The organism is Bacillus sp. FSL W8-1141 (assembly GCF_038593205.1).
GTDB lineage: Bacteria > Bacillota > Bacilli > Bacillales > Bacillaceae > Bacillus > Bacillus altitudinis.
Genome location: NZ_CP151973.1, coordinates 1381073 through 1399534 on the forward strand (window position 1 = coordinate 1381073; position 18462 = coordinate 1399534).

Below are 18462 nucleotides of genomic sequence, written 5' to 3' on the forward strand. Positions count from 1 at the left end.
GAAGTGATGGAAAGACGACAGCCAATTCCAGTAGAAGAGGCAGTAAAGAAAGTCCACCAATTTCAAAAACATGGACAAGTCGAATGGGTTCCTTTAAAGAACAGCCTTGGAAGATGGCTTGCAGAGGATATTTTAGCAGATCACGATGTTCCTGCCTTTGATCGTTCTCCGTATGATGGTTTTGCACTTCGAGCAGAAGATACAAAGGATGCATCGAGCGAGCATCCGGTTGAATTTGAGGTCATTGATCATATAGGGGCAGGTATTGTTTCTGCAAAAACGATCGGCCCTTTTCAAGCGATTCGCATCATGACAGGAGCGAAGATTCCAAAAGGAGCAAATGTTGTGATCATGCTCGAATTGACGAAAACGTTTGAAAAAGACGGTAAATCAATGATGTCACTTAAAAGACCTCTGAAAAAGGGTGACAATATTTCTCGCCAAGGAGAAGAGACCCTCAAAGGGAACGTCATGATCAAAAAAGGCTCAAAAGTAACCCCAGGCGTGACGGCGATATTGGCAACGTTCGGGTATGCGGTTGTGCCGGTCGTCAAAAAACCGGTCATCGGTATCATCTCAACAGGCACCGAGCTCCTACAAGTAAGTGATGCCATGGTGGACGGTAAAATTAGAAATAGTAACCTGAGTATGGTCTACGCCCAGGTTCTTGAAGCTGGAGGAGAACCGCTTGATTTAGGCGGTGTATCCGATGATTTTGATCAAAGCTATGAAGCCGTAAAAGCAGCCTTAAGCAAAGTTGATATGCTCATCACAACAGGTGGTGTATCGGTAGGTGATTTTGACTTTTTACCTGCTATTTATGAAAAACTTGGTGCAGATGTGTTGTTTAATAAAGTGGCCATGAGACCTGGAAGTGTGACGACCGTTGCTGCGTTGCCAAATGGTCAATTGCTTTATGGGCTGTCAGGAAATCCGGCTGCCTGTTTTGTTGGCTTTGAACTATTTGTCAAACCGATCATTTATAAATGGTGTTTGAAAGAAAATCCATTTCCCGTTTTTGCTGAGGCGAAGCTGACACATGATTTTCCAAAAGCCAATCCGTTCACACGATTTGTTAGAGCATCACTTGATTTCGTTGGCAGCCAGCTGAGTGTGACGCCAACAGGTCTTGATAAATCTAGTGCGGTGACATCGATTGCTCATGCTGATTGTTTCATTGTATTGCCCGGAGGAACAAGAGGGTTTAGTGCAGGTGACCAGGTCAGCGTTCTGCTATTTCATCACGAAGGCGGTGCTCCATGTTGGATGACAAATTAAACATTCTACAAGTCGTGGGCTATCAAAATAGTGGTAAAACGACGCTGATCGAAAAATTATGTCAGCTGGCGGATGAAGAAGAAATGCAGCTAGGCTGCTTCAAACATCACGGACATGGCGGAAAGCCAGACCGTCTGTTCAAACAAAAAGATACGGATCGATATGTTCAAGCGGGTGCATTTGCCGCAGGTGTGGAGGGAGAAGGTGAATGTCACTTTTTCATACGGCACATGACATTCGCGCAACTACTCAACATGTGTCAGCATCTTCCTTTAGATGCCGTCTTGATCGAAGGATACAAACAGGCGCCTTACCGCAAAATCCTGTGTGTCAAAGACGAACAGGAACTCATTGATCTTTCAACACTTTCTCATATACAAGCAGCCATTTATTTCAATAAAGAAATACAATTCACTGAGAAATACCCGTTTCCTGTGTTTTCAGCATTTGATAAGCGCGGGATCACATTTGCTTTTAATTTATTGAAGGGGGAAGCCTCGTATGAATGAACTTTTTAACATCACAAAAGAGCCGATTGATGTGAATGAATTGATTCAGCATGTCACAAGACGCAAAGCGGGAGCCATTACGACATTCATAGGCACGGTAAGAGAATGGACAAATGGCAAAAAAACGCTGCGTTTAACATATGAAGCATACATACCAATGGCGGAAAATATGTTGAGTCAAATTGGACAAGAAATTAAAAAACGCTGGCCCGATACAGAAGCTGCTATTGTGCATCGTATTGGCACTCTTGAGATATGTGACATTGCAGTGGCAATAGCTGTTTCATCACCTCATCGGAAAGCTGCATACGAAGCCAATGAATATGCGATTGAACGAATAAAGGAAATAGTTCCTATTTGGAAAAAGGAATACTGGGAAGATGGAGAGGCTTGGATAGGTGATCAGCTTGAAACCGTTTCATACCCGGAAGGAAAACCTAGTACTCTCCAACTTAACGAGAAAGAAGGGAAGCGGCATGATTAGCGTATTATTGTTCGCCGGCCTTGCTGAGAAGGCCGGTAAACAACAAATCATCATTCAAAAAGATCAAACAACGGTTGATGAGATTAAAATAGAATTACAGGAGGTATATGGTGTTGATACTGCACAAAACGTGATGGTTGCAGTCAACGAAATATATACGAGGGGAAATGCTGAAGTGCGTAGCGGGGACACTGTTGCACTCATTCCTCCTGTAAGTGGTGGATAATAGATATTAGAGGACTTGGTTATGGCCGGCGGCTGTAACCAATTTTTTTATGTGTGAAAAGATTGTAGAGGTACTTGGGTATGATCTTCGTAAATAAAACATCCCCGGCGTGCTTTAGAAATGTGAGGATCGAGCTGTTGAATGAGATCATACAATTCGCTGATTCGTCTCACATTGAAATCTGTTCGTGCTTGAAGCTGTTCTTTTAATTCTTTTGTGCTCACAATGCTTCCCTTTTTTTCTTTAATAATATCTACACACCTTGCTGCGTAGTATATTTTGTCATTAGAAGGTCTGCTCTCTTTCATATCAAGTAATTTAAGCTCATGATAAATCAGTTCTCTTTCCTTTCGAAAGTATTGCCATGCTTCTTGTTCCTTTTCATAAAGTAAAATCAATTGCAGTTTCAATTTTTCTCTTAACATTCACTTGACTCCATTTCCACTATCATTTAACCTACCTCTATTTTACATTATATGAAAAAATAACATTTGATCAAGTAAAATCCTTTTATTTTTATTTTTTTAATATGAAAGTATTGTTACTAAAGGCTCATCTGTTCTATAAAAGGCGCTAAACATAGTCCTATAAAGCCGGGATTCATTGAAATTACTAGGAATATTTTAACAAAAAATTGTTGTGTCTAACTGAGACCATCTGAATCCAAAGGAAAAGGATATTTATTCCGAAAGACATGTTGTTTACTTCATAAAATGTTTTTCAGTCAGTAAAATCAGGATTTTTTCATATGAATATGGTCGGTCCAAGTATCATTTGAAGGATGTCGTTCATGAAAATAGAATAATAGATTCAATCCTATCACTATGAAAATAAGAAAATCAAATGATCTATCACTTATTGGCAATCTTTTGATAAAATAGAAACAACAAGAGTATGAAAAAACGTTTCCATACTTACAGCACATGGAGAGGATGACATTTGATGAAAGAAACAACGCAAAAACCCACAATTATAGGCGTAAGCACAAGACCATCAGAGCATTTAAAAAGAGTGTGGGAGCAGCCATTCGTTTGGTGGCCTTTATCATGTGTGCTTGTATTAACAGTTGTTGTCACTTATTTGTCTCAGCTAGTGAATGAAGGAATGTGGGCAGATTTAATTTTACCAATCCCTTTCGTTTATGTGATCACGCTCATTGGTTTGGTCATTGGGATTGTCATTAATACTGCCGTATACAAGTTCATCGTCTTTTTAGCAAAAGGTGATGCAACGTTTCAGCAGCTATTTTCAGGTGTGCTTTATATCACACCTATTACGATCATTGGTACGATCATTTCTCATTTAGCGATCATTATGTTTCATGTGCCAAAAGATATCACTATTACCTCATTAAACGCATTCATTCGAATGTCTGGTTCATGGCATGCTGTGTTAGGAAATATTGACCTTTTTGTGATCTGGAATCTTGTTTTAACAGGCTTTTTATTGATCAAGGTCGGCCGCATTTCGCCAAGAATATCTTGGATTATTGTGAGTGTCTTTTATGTATTATCTTTAATTTTTCAATATGTAGGAACTACGATCACCATCAACATGCAGTAAGCTGGAGGTAGAATGTTTTTATGAGAAAGAAAATCATCATCGGATCCATTATCATTATTGTGATTGGTCTATTTATTGGATTTAATATTGCAAAAAACCAATCAAAGCCTGCTTCTACGGCATCATTTAAAACAGTCCAACTTGCATCAAAAGAAATAACCTCTAAGGTGATGACGCCTGGAACACTTTCATTCTCGGAGGAGCAATTTATTTATACAGAAGAGGAGAAGGGAAGCCTGAATCATATCGCTGTGAAAGAAGGAGAAAAAGTGAAAGCTGGAACACCGCTCCTTACATATGAAAATAAGGAACTGGAGCTTGAAGAACAGCAGCAAGCACTTGCGGCTGAATCAAGTACACTAAAGCTTGAACAATTACAAAATAGACTCAATTCATTAGATGAAAATCAGGGAAAAAAGGCGGGCTCTGATTCGAAAAACGAGCGAGATCAGCTTGAACTCGAACTCAAAGCTGCTGAATTAGAGCAAAAACAAGCGGAGCTTAACCAAGAAAAAGTAAAGGCACAAATAGAAGATTTAACGATACATAGCAAAATTGAAGGAACAGTCATCTCCATCGAGCAAGATGCTGGCGCAGGGAAGCTAGAAGAGAGACAGCCGGTAATCCATATTGCCAATGAGAAAAAAATGATTGTACGAGGCTTAATCAGTGAGTATGATGCTATGAAAGTCAAAAAGAAACAAAAAGTAAAGGTAACGTCTGATGTCATTCGCGGAAAGAGTTGGCAAGGAGTGGTGAAAAAAGTGGGCGCTGTGCCTGCCCAGTCAACAGCAGAAACAGCTGCTAGTGATCAAACCGTACAATATCCAGTCGAAATTGAAATAAAAGGGAAAAAGCCGGATGCAAAACCAGGCTTTAAAATGATCATGGAAATTGAAACGGACAAGCGTCAAGTGCACACAATTCCTGAAACAGCTGTGAAAAAAGAGAAAGATGGTTCATACGTTTATGTTGTTGAAAAGAATGCACTGAAGAAAGTAAAAGTGACATTAGGTGAAACGTCAGGTCAAGATCTTGAAGTGACGAAAGGTTTAACAAAAGAAGATCAAATCATTGCAGAGCCATCAGATGATATGTATGACGGAATGGAAGTGAATGCTGAATGATTCAGCTTTCAAACGTGACAAAAAGCTACGAAGTCGCTGAGGAGACATTTGATGTATTAAGTGAAGTGGACCTCGTCATTGGTAAAGGCGAGTATATGTCCATTATGGGCCCGTCCGGCTCTGGGAAATCAACGTTAATGAATATCATTGGCTGTCTGGACCACCCGACCTCCGGACAGTACCATTTTCAAGGTATGGAGCTGTCGGCAGCAAAGGATCAAGAACTGGCAGTGATTCGAAATCGATCCATTGGTTTTGTTTTTCAACAATTTTATTTACTGCCTAGATTAAATGCGAGGCGAAATGTTGAACTTCCGATGATTTACGCTGGTATCAGTCAAAAGGAAAGAAAAGAACGTGCGGAAATGGCACTTGAAAAGGTTGGTTTGGCAGATCGAATGAAGCATATGCCAAACGAGTTGTCAGGGGGTCAAAAGCAAAGAGTAGCCATCGCACGTGCGATTGTCAATGAGCCGGAGCTTATCTTGGCAGATGAACCAACAGGCGCTCTTGATTCAAAAACGAGCGGCTCGATTATGGAACAGTTTACAAAGCTCAATGAGGAAGGAACAACGGTTGTGCTCGTTACTCATGAAGAAGAAATAGCTGCGTATACAAACCGGATAGTCGTTGTGAGAGATGGACGCCTCGCTCAAGATAGATTGATACAAGGAGACGAATGAATGAAACTCTTTGAAAATATCAAAATAGCGCTGAATTCTGTCCTTGCTCATAAATTGCGGTCTATTTTAACGATGCTTGGCATTATTATTGGGGTTGGCTCGGTGATTGCAGTCGTTGCCATCGGTCAAGGCGGCGAGCAAATGCTGAAAGAATCAATTTCAGGGCCAAACAATACCATTGATATGACCTATACACCCTCTGATGAGGAGTTAAATGCGAATCCGAATGCGTTATTTGAAGCCACATTTACTGAAGAAGACATTCAAAGTGTTCAAGCATTGAATGGGGTTAAACAGGTTGCCTCCTCCACGGCACAAGGCATGCAATTAAGATTCCAAGATACAACAATAGATGCAACGGTCAATGGGATTAATGAAGGTTACACGAATGTACACTCGTTACATATAGCAGAAGGACAGGACTTACGTGAAATCGATTTTAGGAGCGGAAGAAGGGCAGCTGTTATTTCAGAAGGGATACAAAAAGAATTGTTTAATGGAGAGAAGGCAGTAGGCGAGTTGATTTGGATGAATGGACAGCCGGTTGAGGTGATCGGAGTTCTAGCAAAACAGGAAGGGCTGTTTTCATTTGATATGAATGAAATATATGTCCCTTTTGCAATGCTGACAACTGCATTTGGTGTGAAAGAATATGATAAGTTGTCTATTCAAGTCGCACATGTTGATCAAATGAAAGAAGTAGGAAAGAGTGCGGCTGCACGCTTAAATGAAAATCACCATACAGAAAATGCTTACGAAATGATCAATCTGGAAGAGATTGCAGCAGGCATTGGTCAGATTACGTCTGTCATGACAACAATCATTGGCTCAATTGCTGGTATCTCATTACTTGTCGGCGGCATTGGTGTCATGAATATTATGCTCGTATCTGTCACAGAAAGAACAAGAGAAATTGGAATTCGAAAGGCACTTGGGGCAACTAGGGCTCAAATACTCGTTCAGTTTTTAATTGAGTCTGTCGTCCTTACACTGATCGGTGGGTTACTTGGAATCGCGCTTGGCTTAGGAGGTGCTTCACTTGTGTCACTGTTTGCAGGGTGGCCCTCTCTTGTATCGTGGCAAATCGTATGTGGAGGCGTCCTATTTAGTATGCTCATTGGTATTATTTTTGGACTGATTCCTGCCAATAAAGCAGCGAGGCTCGATCCTATTGAATCACTTAGATATGAATAATCCTAAAGTTAACGTTCAAGGTGCTGACAAGAAGGTAGAACGAGATATGTTGCCTGCTGTTCCGCACCTGAAGCCTTTATGCAAAACGCATAAAGGCTTTTTTTCGTTCAATTGAATGAAATGAAAAATGATAGAAATGCTAATATCATGACTTTCTTCTCAATGTCACATATTTTTCAGTTTACAAATGGTACATATAAAGGTAAGATGACCATTGTGAAAGATTTTGATAGTTATTGAATGTATTTGATTGTTTTGTATTGATAATGTTGAAAAAAGCGATTACAATAAAGGTGCGCGCAAAATGAATACGTTTTCAAAAGGGGGTGTTTTCAATGCTAACACCAGAAAGACATCAACTCATTATCGACTATTTAGAAGAAAACGATGTCATCAAAATACAGGACTTAACGATTATGACGGATGCGTCTGAATCTACAATTAGAAGAGATTTGTCAGCCCTCGAAGAAAAAGGTTTTCTTAAAAGAGTTCATGGAGGAGCTGCTAAAATATCTAGTATTCGTCTTGAGCCAGATGTGTTTGAGAAATCTGCCAAAAACCTTCATGAAAAGTCATTGATTGCAGAGGCAGCTGCATCACTTTTAAAACAAGGCGATTGTATTTACTTAGATGCTGGTACGACAACACAGCAAATGATTGACTTTATCGATCCAGATCAAGATATCGTGGTGGTGACAAATGGTGTCATGCACATTGAAGCACTCATGAGAAAAGGCATTTCTTTTTACCTGATAGGCGGATCAGTGAAACATCGAACAGGAGCCATGGTGGGAGCCGCAGCTTTGACAGCTATGGAAAATTACCGTTTTGACAAAAGCTTTGTTGGGACGAACGGCATTCATCCCGAGGCAGGGTTTACAACACCTGATCCAGAAGAAGCGCTCATTAAAAAAAGAGCTATAAAGCAGGCGAAAAAAACCTACATTTTAACAGATGCCTCAAAGTTTGGCGAAATATCGTTTTCAACCTTTGCTAGTTTACAGGAAGCCACCATTATCACAAACGACGCAAAAGAGGATTCATTCGATAATTACCATGAAAAAACGGTTATAAAGGTAGTGAAAACATGATTTATACAGTTACTTTAAACCCATCAGTTGATTACATCGTACACGTGGAGGATTTTGCGGTCGGCGGTTTAAATCGTTCAATCTATGACAAAAAATATCCAGGTGGTAAAGGAATCAATGTCTCAAGGCTTTTAAAACGGCACGGTGTTGAATCAAAAGCACTTGGATTCATTGGCGGTTTTACAGGCAAATATATTCAAGACTTTTTACAAAACGAACAATTACAAACAGCCTTTCATGAGGTGTCAGAAGATACACGTATCAATGTGAAACTAAAAACAGGCGAAGAAACGGAAATCAATGGGCTCGGTCCAAGTATTACTGAAGCACAGTTCGATTCGTTTTTATCCCAATTCACTTCATTAACAGAAGGCGATGTCGTTGTATTAGCAGGCAGCATTCCTTCTTCGCTGCCTCATAACACATATGAGCGCATTGCTGAAGTATGTGCGAAGCAAGGGGTAAGAGTAGTACTTGATATTTCTGGAGAAGCCTTAAAAAAAGCAGCAGATCTGAAACCATTCTTAATGAAACCAAACCATCATGAGTTAGGTGAAATGTTTGAAACCAGTATTTCATCTGCAGAAGAAGCCATTCCTTATGGGAAAAAGCTGTTGGAACAAGGTGCTGAACATGTCATTGTATCTATGGCTGGAGACGGCGCTCTCTTATTCAGTAAGGAAGGGATCTTTCAATCTAATGTTCCAAAAGGCAAGCTGATCAACTCAGTTGGTGCAGGTGATTCAGTCGTTGCAGGATTCTTAGCTGGCGTTTCTAAAGGCCTTTCCATAGAAGAATCATTTAAGCTTGGCGTCACATCAGGAAGTGCTACAGCATTTTCTGAGGAACTTGGAACAAAAGAGCTTGTCGATACATTATTGCCACAAGTAAAAGTCACACGCATTTAAAGGAGGAGTCATCATGAAAATTACAGAACTACTCACGAAGCATACGATTAAGCTTCAATTAGACAGCCAGCAAAAAGAAGCCGTTATTGAAGAACTGGTCACTGTATTAGATACAGCTGGTAAATTAAATGATAAAGAAGGCTACAAAGCAGCTGTTGTTAATCGTGAAAAACAAAGCTCTACGGGAATCGGAGAAGGAATTGCGATTCCTCATGCGAAAACAGCAAGTGTGAAAGAACCTGCTATTGCATTTGGTCGTTCAACAGCTGGTGTAGATTATGAATCATTAGACGGACAGCCAAGTCATCTTGTCTTTATGATTGCAGCAACTGAAGGCGCAAACAACACGCATTTAGAAGCACTTTCTCGTTTATCCACACTTCTCATGCGTGAAGAGATCCGAAAGCAACTTCTTGAAGCGGCTACTGAAGATGAAATCATTGAAATTATCAATACACATGATAAAGACGATGAAGAAGAAGAGGAAGTCAAAGAGGAACCGGCTGCACCGGGAAAACCTGCTAAAATTTTAGCGGTGACAGCTTGTCCAACAGGCATCGCGCATACATTTATGGCCGCAGATGCTTTGAAAGAAAAAGCAAAAGAAATGGGCGTTGACATTAAAGTTGAGACAAACGGTTCTAGTGGAATTAAACATGCCCTGACAGCAAAAGAAATTGAAGAAGCGCCAGCTATTATTGTGGCAGCTGATAAACAAGTGGAAATGGAACGCTTTAAAGGCAAACATGTCATTGAAGTACCTGTGACAGCTGGAATTCGCCGTCCGCAAGAATTGATCGAAAAAGCCATCAATCAAGATGCGCCGATTTATAAAGGTTCAGGCGGCAGTTCTTCAAAAGATGAAAATGAACCGTCAGGTAAGGGAAGAAGTGGATTCTATAAGCACTTAATGAGCGGTGTAAGCAACATGCTTCCGTTTGTTGTTGGGGGCGGTATCCTCGTTGCGATTTCATTCTTCTGGGGAATTAACTCAGCTGACCCTAAAGATCCTTCTTTCAATTCATTTGCAGCTGTATTAAAAGGAATTGGCGGAGATAATGCACTTGCCTTAATCGTTGCTGTATTAGCTGGATTTATCGCAATGAGTATTGCAGATCGTCCAGGTTTCGCACCAGGTATGGTTGGCGGATTCATGGCCTCAGCAGCAGGTGCTGGATTCTTAGGCGGATTGATTGCTGGTTTCCTTGCTGGTTACATCGTGGTGCTACTCAAAAAAGTATTCACTTTTGTACCACAGTCGCTCGATGGTATTAAACCAGTTCTGCTCTATCCATTGTTCGGTATTTTCTTTACAGGGATTATCATGCATTACATCGTCAACACACCTGTTAAAATGGTCATGGACGGATTAACACACTGGCTTGAATCACTTGGTACTGGAAACCTTGTATTAATGGGGATTATTTTAGCTGGTATGATGGCCATTGATATGGGTGGTCCGATTAACAAAGCGGCCTACACATTTGGTCTTGCGATGATTGCTGCTGGCAACTATGCACCGCATGCTGCGATTATGGCAGGTGGAATGGTGCCGCCTCTAGGAATTGCCCTAGCGACAACGATCTTTAGAAACAAATTCTCTAAACGTGACCGCGAAGCAGGTATTACATGCTACTTCATGGGAGCTGCGTTCATTACGGAAGGGGCGATCCCGTTTGCAGCGGCAGATCCTCTGCGCGTCATTCCTTCAGCTGTGATTGGTGCAGCAGTTGCAGGTGGATTAACAGAATTCTTTAGAGTGACGCTTCCTGCACCGCACGGCGGACTATTCGTTTTCTGGGTAACAAACCATCCAGTTCTTTACATCATCAGCATCTTAATCGGTGCCATTGTTACAGCGCTACTTCTCGGAATTCTAAAAAAACCAGTCCGACAAGAAGCTTAATTTGAAAAGAAGCATCGTGAAGAGCGGTGCTTCTTTTTGTTTAATCATCAGCAAATTGGGAAAAAATATCTAAATGAATGGTTGTCTTGTGAATTTTTAAATGACATGTGATAAAGTAAAGTTATTCAATTCGCGTTTCAAGTCTTTTAGCAGAAAGTCTTAGGAGGAAGCAGTATTTTGAACGAAGAAAACAAACAAAACGAAAATGACATTCAATCTGATGGGAAACAAGCCAAAACAGAGAAGAAAAGTTCTCTGTTTGAATGGATCAAAGCCATTTTAATTGCACTTGCCCTCGTCCTCATCATCCGTACGTTTATTTTTGAGCCGTATGTGGTGGAAGGAGAGTCAATGGAACCAACCCTTCATGATGGAGAAAAGCTGTTTGTTAACAAAACCATCAACTATCTCGGTGGAGTCAAACGTGGTGACATCGTGATTATTAATGGAAAAGACGGTCAGAAAATTCATTATGTCAAACGATTGATCGGCCTTCCAGGCGACACGATTGAAATGAAGGATGATACGCTTTACATTAATGGTAAAAAAGTAGATGAGCCTTATTTAAAAGAGAACAAGGCGCATGCCAAAGAGTATGAGGTACATTTAACAGGAGATTTTGGTCCAGTGAAAGTACCGAAAAACGATTACTTTGTTATGGGTGACAACAGACTGAATTCCATGGACAGTCGAAATGGACTCGGACTCATTGAAAAGGATCGGATTGTCGGCACATCAGAATTTGTTTTCTTCCCATTTGGCGATATTCGACAAACACAATAAACACACCTTTCTCATTGCGTAAGAAAGGTGCTTGAATGGACGACCCTTCATGTAGGGTCGTTTTTAATTTGGTGTGAGCATCGTGACAATGATGACAATGGCCAAAACAGAAGCGAAAACGGACCCGGTAATCGCCACAACAGAACGGAATAATCCAATTTTCACATTGTCTTTTCCGCGCTTTTGTAAAAACCGTTTTGAAAAGATATGGACCAGTGTGTAAATGAGGACAAGTCCAATATAAAGGCCAAAGTCTCTTGCATTAAAGCCAGTCGCTGATAAATAAATGCCCATAAAGAAAATCAATAAACAGTATTCCATGAGTGTGAGTAATCTCAAATCGCCCGAACTCCTTCAACAAAAACATTCCCACTTATTATACCATATTGGACAAAAAGCCTTTGTTCTTAGCGAGAGACGTTTCTATCAATCGTTATTCATGTTATACTTCATATTGATGAATGAGTGATGGAGGATTAATAAATGATTGCAGTGAATAATGTTAGTTTGCGATTTGCCGATCGTAAATTATTTGAAGAAGTAAATATTAAGTTCACTCCTGGCAACTGCTACGGACTAATTGGTGCCAATGGAGCTGGTAAATCAACGTTCTTAAAGATTCTTTCTGGAGAAATTGAAGCTCAAACGGGCGATGTTCATATGAGTCCTGGTGAACGTTTAGCGATTTTAAAACAGAACCACTTTGAATACGAAGAGTTTGAAGTGTTAAAAGTCGTCATCATGGGTCACAAACGTCTATATGATGTGATGCAGGAAAAAGATGCGATTTATATGAAACCTGATTTCTCAGATGAAGACGGGATTCGTGCAGCAGAGCTTGAAGGTGAGTTTGCTGAGTTAAACGGATGGGAAGCGGAAAGTGAAGCTGCGATCCTATTAAAAGGTCTTGGCATTCCAGAGAGCCTACAATCGAAGAAAATGTCTGAGCTTGGCGGATCTGAAAAGGTAAAAGTATTGTTAGCACAAGCTTTATTCGGTAAACCTGACGTTCTCCTTCTCGATGAGCCAACGAACCACTTGGACTTACAAGCGATCCAGTGGCTGGAAGAGTTCCTCATTAACTTTGAGAATACCGTCATCGTCGTATCGCATGACCGTCATTTCTTAAACAAAGTATGTACGCATATTGCAGACCTTGACTTTGGAAAAATTCAAGTGTATGTCGGAAACTATGATTTCTGGTATGAATCAAGCCAGCTGGCATTAAAACTCAGCCAGGATGCCAACAAGAAAAAAGAAGAACAAATTAAGCAGCTTCAAGAATTCGTTGCTCGGTTCAGTGCGAACGCATCTAAATCGAAGCAAGCGACATCAAGAAAGAAATTGCTTGATAAGATTTCGCTAGATGACATTAAACCATCTTCTCGTAAATATCCTTATGTTCATTTTGCGCCAGAGCGTGAAATCGGAAATGACGTCCTTCAAGTAGAAGGTCTATCAAAAACGATTGACGGTGTAAAAGTACTGGATAACGTCAGCTTTATTATGAATCGTGAGGATAAAATTGCGTTCTTAAGCCGTAATGAGCTTGCTGTCTCTACTTTATTTAAAATCCTTGCTGGTGAAATGGAGCCAGACAGCGGGACGTTTAAATGGGGCGTGACAACATCTCAAGCCTTTTTCCCTAAAGACAACAGCGAATATTTTGAAGGAAGCGATTTAGATCTTGTTGATTGGCTTCGTCAATATTCACCTAATGATCAAAGTGAAAGCTTCCTGCGTGGTTTCTTAGGCCGTATGCTTTTCTCTGGGGAAGAAGTGAAGAAAAAAGCAAGCGTCTTATCAGGTGGAGAAAAGGTTCGTTGTATGTTATCAAAAATGATGCTGTCTGGAGCGAATATTTTGCTGTTAGACGAGCCGACGAACCATTTAGACCTAGAGTCCATCACAGCGCTGAATAACGGTCTAATGAGCTTTAAAGGGGCTATGCTCTTCTCGTCTCATGACCATCAGTTTGTTGAAACAGTTGCAAACCGGATTATCGAAGTGACGCCAAATGGCATCGTTGATAAACAAACAACTTATGATGAGTTCTTATCAGATCAAGAGATTCAAAAAAGACTACAAGAGCTGTATGCATAAACATAAAGAAAAGACATCCACATGAGGATGTCTTTTTTCTTTAAAAAGCCCAATTTCCATTTCGGAAAATCGGTTCACGTTTACCATCTTTTGTGATTCCATCAATATTCATTTCCTTTGAACCAATCATGAAATCGACGTGTGTAATACTGCTGTTCACACCAGCTGCGTCTAATTCCTCTCGTTTCATCTCTTTACCGCCTTCGATATTAAATGCATAACCGCTGCCGATGGCAAGGTGATTGGATGCATTTTCATCGTAAAGTGTATTGTAATAGAGGATATTTGAGTTAGAAATTGGTGAATCATCTGGTACAAGGGCAACCTCACCTAGATAATGTGAGCCTTCATCTGTTTCAACGAGAGAGGTTAAAATGTCTTCGCCCTCTTTTGCTTTCACATCTACAATACGCCCATTTTCAAAGGTTAACGTAAATTCATCGATAATGTTTCCTGCATAACTAAGTGGCTTAGTGCTAGAGACAGTTCCGTTTACACCATCTTTTTTAGGTACGGTAAAGACCTCTTCTGTCGGCATATTGGCCATGAATGATACGCCGCGTTCACTCACGCTGCCAGCACCTACCCAAATATGCTGCTCTGGAAGTTCAATCGTTAAATCTGTACCTGGTGCTTCATAGTGCAGCTTGTGGTAGTGACGTTCATTTAATACTTTTACTTTTTCATTTAGTGATTCATCATGCTTTTTCCACGCTTCAACAGGATCTGGCTGATCAGCGCGGGCGACTTTAAAGATTTGATCCCATAATAATGCAACAGCTTCTTCATCTGCATGCTCAGGGAAAATCTTTTTCGCCCAATCTTTTGATGCAGCCCCGACGACTGTCCATGCAACTTTGTCAGATTGAACGTATTGACGATATGTATGAAGTGCTGAACCTGCAGCTTTTTGCTGTGAAGCAATTTTTTTCGAGTCAATGCCACTTAGAAGATCAGGGCTTTCTGACAAGATCGTAATAAAAGCACCGCCACGTTTTGCGATGGTTTCCATCATCTGTGCTTCCCATTCTGGAAATTGCTCAAACACATCTTGTGGGGCATGTTCATATTTTAAACGGGTCAGAACACCATCACTCCAGCGGATATGTACGTTTTTCGCTCCACGCTCATATGCGTGTTTTGCCACAAGGCGGACAAGGTCTACAGATTCAGTGAACGCAGATACGACCACTTCTTGACCACTTTGAACATTTACACCTACTTCAACGATGGTTTTTGCATATTGATCTAGTTGTTTTTCAAATGAACTCATAAAAAAACCCTCCTTTAGTCATGTTCATCATATCAGATTTAAGACCGAAAAGGAAAATGGGGAGCCGTCCCGAAGCAAAATAAAAAAGCCGCTTTCGTGCGGCTTTTTTAGCGGTTCAGTTGTTTCACAGGCTGTGCATTAGAAGGGGGCATATGTGAAAACGACAGGCTCATTCCTCCTAAAATAATACCGGTTAAAATGACTGTGACAACGACCCGTTTACCTAAATCAAGCAACATGTTCTTCCTCCTTCACGTTTATCCATTCATCACGATATGATCGAAATGAAGAAAAAAGAAGTAGAACATGAAGATTATTTTAATGTTTTTTGCAATTTGTCGATTACTTCTAATGAACGACCTGTTCCAATTGCGACAGATTCAAGAGGATTTGCTGCGATATGAACTGGGACGACAATTTCTTGAGAGAGCCATTCTTGAATGCCGTTTAATAGTGCACCACCGCCAGTTAGAATGACGCCACGATCTACGATATCACCACTCAGTTCTGGAGGGCTGTCTTCTAATGTAGCCCGAATCGCCTCTAAAATATGAAGAAGTGATTCTCGCATAGCACCTTGAATTTCTGTTGATTCAAGTGTAATTGTTTTTGGAAGACCTGTGACAAGGTCGCGTCCACGAACTTCTAATGACTCAGGTTCGTGTTCAATGAGTCCATAACCAATTTCCATTTTTACCTGCTCAGCTGTCCGTTCACCGATCAGTAAATTGTATTTCTTTCTCACAAAAGTAATGATATCTTCATCCAGTTGATCTCCGCCAATTCGGATCGAGTGGCAAGAGACAACTCCGCCAAATGAAATGATCGCTACCTCTGTCGTTCCTCCGCCAATATCTACAACGACGTTGGCAACAGGCTCGTCCACCGGGAGATCAGCACCGATTGCAGCTGCGACGGGTTCTTCAATTAAATGCACATGCTTTGCCCCACAATTTTTGACAGCATCGCTGATCGCGCGGCGTTCGACAGCTGTTGAACCTGATGGTGTACAAACAACCACAGTCGGCTTTCTAAAGGTAAACCCAATATTTTTTCCTGCTTTTTTCATAATTTGTTTGAGTAAATCGGTTGTCATATCATAATCAGCGATGACACCATCTTTCATCGGACGGATCGCTACAATTTTTCCAGGTGTTTTCCCAATCATCTCTTTTGCTTCTGACCCCACTGCAAGGACAGTTTTTGTTTCCGTATCTACTGCCACAACGGATGGTTCATTGAGAATAATTCCTTTATTTTTACTGTAAACCAATATGTTAGCTGTTCCTAAATCAATTCCAATTTCGGCATTTTGAAACATGTTTTCACCCAATCTCTATTTTTGCTGTTTTAAACAATTTTACATTTAAAAGTTCAGAGGGTTGAGGTCATTTGTGGGGGTTTGTGATCACCTTGAAATGAATCTGTAAAATTCAAGTCTCATTTTGACAATCACAATAAATTTTCCCTTTGGTTTTTCGATTTTGAAAAAAATTTTTATGCAGGAGAAACCTTTTAAGAATCTCTTACGTCTACGATATATCAATTGGTGAAAAACAGATTGATCTTGAGCTAATGAAAGAAAGAGGGAACGAAATTGAAATCTATCGGAGTTGTAAGAAAAGTAGATGAACTAGGGCGTATTGTGATGCCAATCGAATTGAGAAGAGCACTTGATATCGCTATTAAAGACAGTATGGAATTTTTTATAGATGGAGATAAAATCGTCTTGAAAAAATATCAGCCAGAGGGCGTCTGCCTGATGACTGGTGAGATTACTTCTGAGAACCACGAGTATGGAAATGGTCAAATTACATTAAGCGCTGAAGGCGCAGAACTACTGCTAAAAGAGCTTCAAGAAGCCCTTCAGCAGTAAATAAAAATAGCCTGTTCTCTCCCATTGTGCTGAGAGCAGGCTATTTTTTCTAAAAAAGTTCCTTAAAAATGCCGCATCTCCCTCAAAAAATAAGTGGAAAATGGTACAATTGACAAAGAATCTCAGGGCGGCAGGTGGAATTATTTGAACAAAACATATCAAGTACGGATCCTGTTATCCGTTCTTGCATTTATATTAATTTTGAGCTGGGATTTCTTTTATTATCTTAGCGGCTATCACATTAATTGGCCGCTCGATCTAGCCTTTACAGTCGTTGTTTTGGCCGGTATTTGGAGCATCTCAGGCTATGTGGACCGGTTGAATTTGCTTGTATCAGATTTAAATAAACGAGAAAAAGAAGCACACGAACTGACAGAGCGGCTGAATCGAATAACAGATAACTTGCAAGAAATCGTCTTTGAAACCAATGAAAAAGGTGAAATCATTTTTTTAAATCAAGCATGGAAACAAATGACGGGTTACGACATAGAGGAGTGTCTAGGTACGATGTATAATCAGTACTTTGATCAAGAAGAGCATGTCGTTCAGCATTTGTTGTCTGTGATCAAAGAGCATAAGGATGAGGGGCGGGTGGAGCTGCAGCTTCTCCATAAAGAAGGAAAAAAGGTATGGGGAGATGTGCATTATAAGCTTTATTTCGATGAACAGCACCAGTTTACTGGAGGTATTGGAACGGTTGCAGATATCACGAAACAAAAGCAGGCAAAGCTTGAACTTGAAAGATCAAATCAGCAATTACAAATGCAGGCACAAAAGCTGGCTGTTGCAGGACAAATAGCTGCTGGCATTGCCCATGAAGTCAGAAATCCGCTCACCTCAGTCAATGGATTTTTGCAGCTGATGAAAACGCAATATCCTGAAAGAACCGATTATTTTGATATCATCTTTTCTGAAATTAAACGCATTGATTTTGTTTTAAGTGAGCTGCTTGTCTTAGCAAAACCTCAATCGGTTCAATTTCAAGAAGTACAGCTCCATGATTTGCTAGAGCAGGTGATTACGTTATTAAAGACCAATGCCGTTCTTTCAAATATTGATCTCAAACAGCCATTTAAAAAGCAGGATGCTGGCACGATATTAGCAGACGCCAATCAAATGAAGCAACTGTTCATTAACTTAATCAAAAATGCGATCGAGGCGATGCCTGAAGGCGGCAGTATATACATATCAACAGAAAAAGTGATGAATGAATGGAAAATCACGATTCAAGATGAAGGAAAAGGAATGTCCGAAGAGGACATTCTGAAAATATATGATCCTTTCTTTTCGACTAAAAAAGAAGGTACAGGACTTGGTTTAACGATCTGTGCGACGATCTTAAAAGATCACCATGGAAGAATGGATGTAAAGAGCGAGCTCAGCAAAGGGACGGCTTTTGATATTTACTTACCTGTGTATCAAAAAAGCAGATAGTAGCAAGGTGAGAGGATGTGATGT

At 40.4% G+C, this 18462-nt stretch carries 20 protein-coding genes; 15 read left to right on the top strand and 5 right to left on the bottom strand.

The window, feature by feature from the left end; translation table 11 throughout:
- The first annotated feature begins 3 nt into the window (after nt 1-3).
- Genes glp through moaD form a run of 4 tightly spaced genes read left to right on the top strand, consistent with a single transcriptional unit; the run spans nt 4 to nt 2497 of the window.
- The gene (gene glp / locus NSQ52_RS07005) at nt 4-1278 is read left to right on the top strand and encodes a gephyrin-like molybdotransferase Glp (protein WP_342474023.1); all 1275 of its coding nucleotides are present in this window, start codon (nt 4-6) and stop codon (nt 1276-1278) included.
- Nucleotides 1260-1787: a molybdopterin-guanine dinucleotide biosynthesis protein B gene (gene mobB, locus NSQ52_RS07010; protein ID WP_024719560.1), complete on the top strand. Its 528-nt coding sequence runs from the start codon at nt 1260-1262 to the stop codon at nt 1785-1787. The genes glp and mobB overlap by 19 nt, the downstream gene beginning before the upstream one ends.
- Nucleotides 1780-2271 carry a molybdenum cofactor biosynthesis protein MoaE gene (locus NSQ52_RS07015; protein WP_041092418.1) on the top strand — a complete coding sequence of 164 codons (492 nt, stop codon included), beginning with the start codon at nt 1780-1782 and terminating at the stop codon, nt 2269-2271. Before mobB ends, NSQ52_RS07015 begins: the two co-directional genes overlap by 8 nt.
- Nucleotides 2264-2497 carry a molybdopterin converting factor subunit 1 gene (gene moaD, locus NSQ52_RS07020; RefSeq protein WP_008345159.1) on the top strand — a complete coding sequence of 78 codons (234 nt, stop codon included), beginning with the start codon at nt 2264-2266 and terminating at the stop codon, nt 2495-2497. The genes NSQ52_RS07015 and moaD overlap by 8 nt, the downstream gene beginning before the upstream one ends.
- Before the next feature lie 47 nt (nt 2498-2544).
- Here the strand turns inward: moaD and NSQ52_RS07025 are convergent, their stop codons facing one another.
- The gene (locus NSQ52_RS07025; protein WP_039168668.1) at nt 2545-2922 is read right to left on the bottom strand and encodes a hypothetical protein; all 378 of its coding nucleotides are present in this window, start codon (nt 2920-2922) and stop codon (nt 2545-2547) included.
- A 517-nt stretch (nt 2923-3439) separates the two neighbouring features.
- On the opposite strand from NSQ52_RS07025, the gene NSQ52_RS07030 reads away from it, so the two are divergent.
- The 8 genes from NSQ52_RS07030 to lepB all read left to right on the top strand — a co-directional run bounded on the left by NSQ52_RS07030 (nt 3440) and on the right by lepB (nt 11752).
- Nucleotides 3440-4060, top strand: coding sequence for a YIP1 family protein (locus NSQ52_RS07030; RefSeq protein WP_024719557.1), 621 nt, complete (start codon nt 3440-3442; stop codon nt 4058-4060).
- 20 nt (nt 4061-4080) lie between these two features.
- The gene (locus NSQ52_RS07035; protein WP_024719556.1) at nt 4081-5187 is read left to right on the top strand and encodes an efflux RND transporter periplasmic adaptor subunit; all 1107 of its coding nucleotides are present in this window, start codon (nt 4081-4083) and stop codon (nt 5185-5187) included.
- On the top strand, nt 5184-5870 hold the full coding sequence (locus NSQ52_RS07040; protein WP_045034218.1) for an ABC transporter ATP-binding protein: 687 nt from the start codon (nt 5184-5186) through the stop codon (nt 5868-5870). Before NSQ52_RS07035 ends, NSQ52_RS07040 begins: the two co-directional genes overlap by 4 nt.
- A complete protein-coding gene (locus NSQ52_RS07045; RefSeq protein WP_058337396.1) occupies nt 5871-7064 on the top strand; it encodes an ABC transporter permease in 1194 nt (397 codons plus the stop codon).
- A 335-nt stretch (nt 7065-7399) separates the two neighbouring features.
- Nucleotides 7400-8155 (top strand): DeoR/GlpR family DNA-binding transcription regulator, encoded by a 756-nt coding sequence (locus NSQ52_RS07050; RefSeq protein ID WP_024719553.1) that lies wholly within the window; start codon nt 7400-7402, stop codon nt 8153-8155.
- Nucleotides 8152-9063: a 1-phosphofructokinase gene (gene pfkB / locus NSQ52_RS07055; protein WP_342474024.1), complete on the top strand. Its 912-nt coding sequence runs from the start codon at nt 8152-8154 to the stop codon at nt 9061-9063. Before NSQ52_RS07050 ends, pfkB begins: the two co-directional genes overlap by 4 nt.
- Before the next feature lie 13 nt (nt 9064-9076).
- Complete coding sequence (locus NSQ52_RS07060; protein ID WP_342474025.1) at nt 9077-10969, top strand: fructose-specific PTS transporter subunit EIIC; 1893 nt, start codon at nt 9077-9079, stop codon at nt 10967-10969.
- A gap of 210 nt (nt 10970-11179) precedes the next feature.
- The gene (lepB, locus tag NSQ52_RS07065) at nt 11180-11752 is read left to right on the top strand and encodes a signal peptidase I (protein ID WP_235701813.1); all 573 of its coding nucleotides are present in this window, start codon (nt 11180-11182) and stop codon (nt 11750-11752) included.
- Nucleotides 11753-11815: 63 nt separating this feature from the next.
- Here lepB and NSQ52_RS07070 read toward each other — a convergent pair whose 3' ends face one another.
- Nucleotides 11816-12091, bottom strand: a complete 276-nt coding sequence (locus NSQ52_RS07070) for a hypothetical protein (protein ID WP_024719551.1) — start codon at nt 12089-12091, stop codon at nt 11816-11818.
- Between the two features lie 144 nt (nt 12092-12235).
- Here NSQ52_RS07070 and NSQ52_RS07075 point away from each other — a divergent pair, with 144 nt between their 5' ends.
- Nucleotides 12236-13855: an ATP-binding cassette domain-containing protein gene (locus NSQ52_RS07075; RefSeq protein WP_007498620.1), complete on the top strand. Its 1620-nt coding sequence runs from the start codon at nt 12236-12238 to the stop codon at nt 13853-13855.
- Nucleotides 13856-13895: 40 nt separating this feature from the next.
- Here the strand turns inward: NSQ52_RS07075 and NSQ52_RS07080 are convergent, their stop codons facing one another.
- The 3 genes from NSQ52_RS07080 to mreBH form a co-directional block, all read right to left on the bottom strand.
- Complete coding sequence (locus tag NSQ52_RS07080; protein ID WP_008345134.1) at nt 13896-15128, bottom strand: aminopeptidase; 1233 nt, start codon at nt 15126-15128, stop codon at nt 13896-13898.
- 107 nt (nt 15129-15235) lie between these two features.
- A complete protein-coding gene (locus NSQ52_RS07085; RefSeq protein ID WP_003210922.1) occupies nt 15236-15367 on the bottom strand; it encodes a protein YkpC in 132 nt (43 codons plus the stop codon).
- 74 nt (nt 15368-15441) lie between these two features.
- Nucleotides 15442-16449, bottom strand: coding sequence for a rod-share determining protein MreBH (gene mreBH / locus NSQ52_RS07090; protein WP_017359401.1), 1008 nt, complete (start codon nt 16447-16449; stop codon nt 15442-15444).
- A gap of 276 nt (nt 16450-16725) precedes the next feature.
- Here mreBH and NSQ52_RS07095 point away from each other — a divergent pair, with 276 nt between their 5' ends.
- Complete coding sequence (locus tag NSQ52_RS07095) at nt 16726-17004, top strand: AbrB/MazE/SpoVT family DNA-binding domain-containing protein (RefSeq protein WP_017359400.1); 279 nt, start codon at nt 16726-16728, stop codon at nt 17002-17004.
- 144 nt (nt 17005-17148) lie between these two features.
- Nucleotides 17149-18438 carry an ATP-binding protein gene (locus NSQ52_RS07100; RefSeq protein WP_024719547.1) on the top strand — a complete coding sequence of 430 codons (1290 nt, stop codon included), beginning with the start codon at nt 17149-17151 and terminating at the stop codon, nt 18436-18438.
- The last annotated feature ends 24 nt before the right edge of the window (nt 18439-18462 follow it).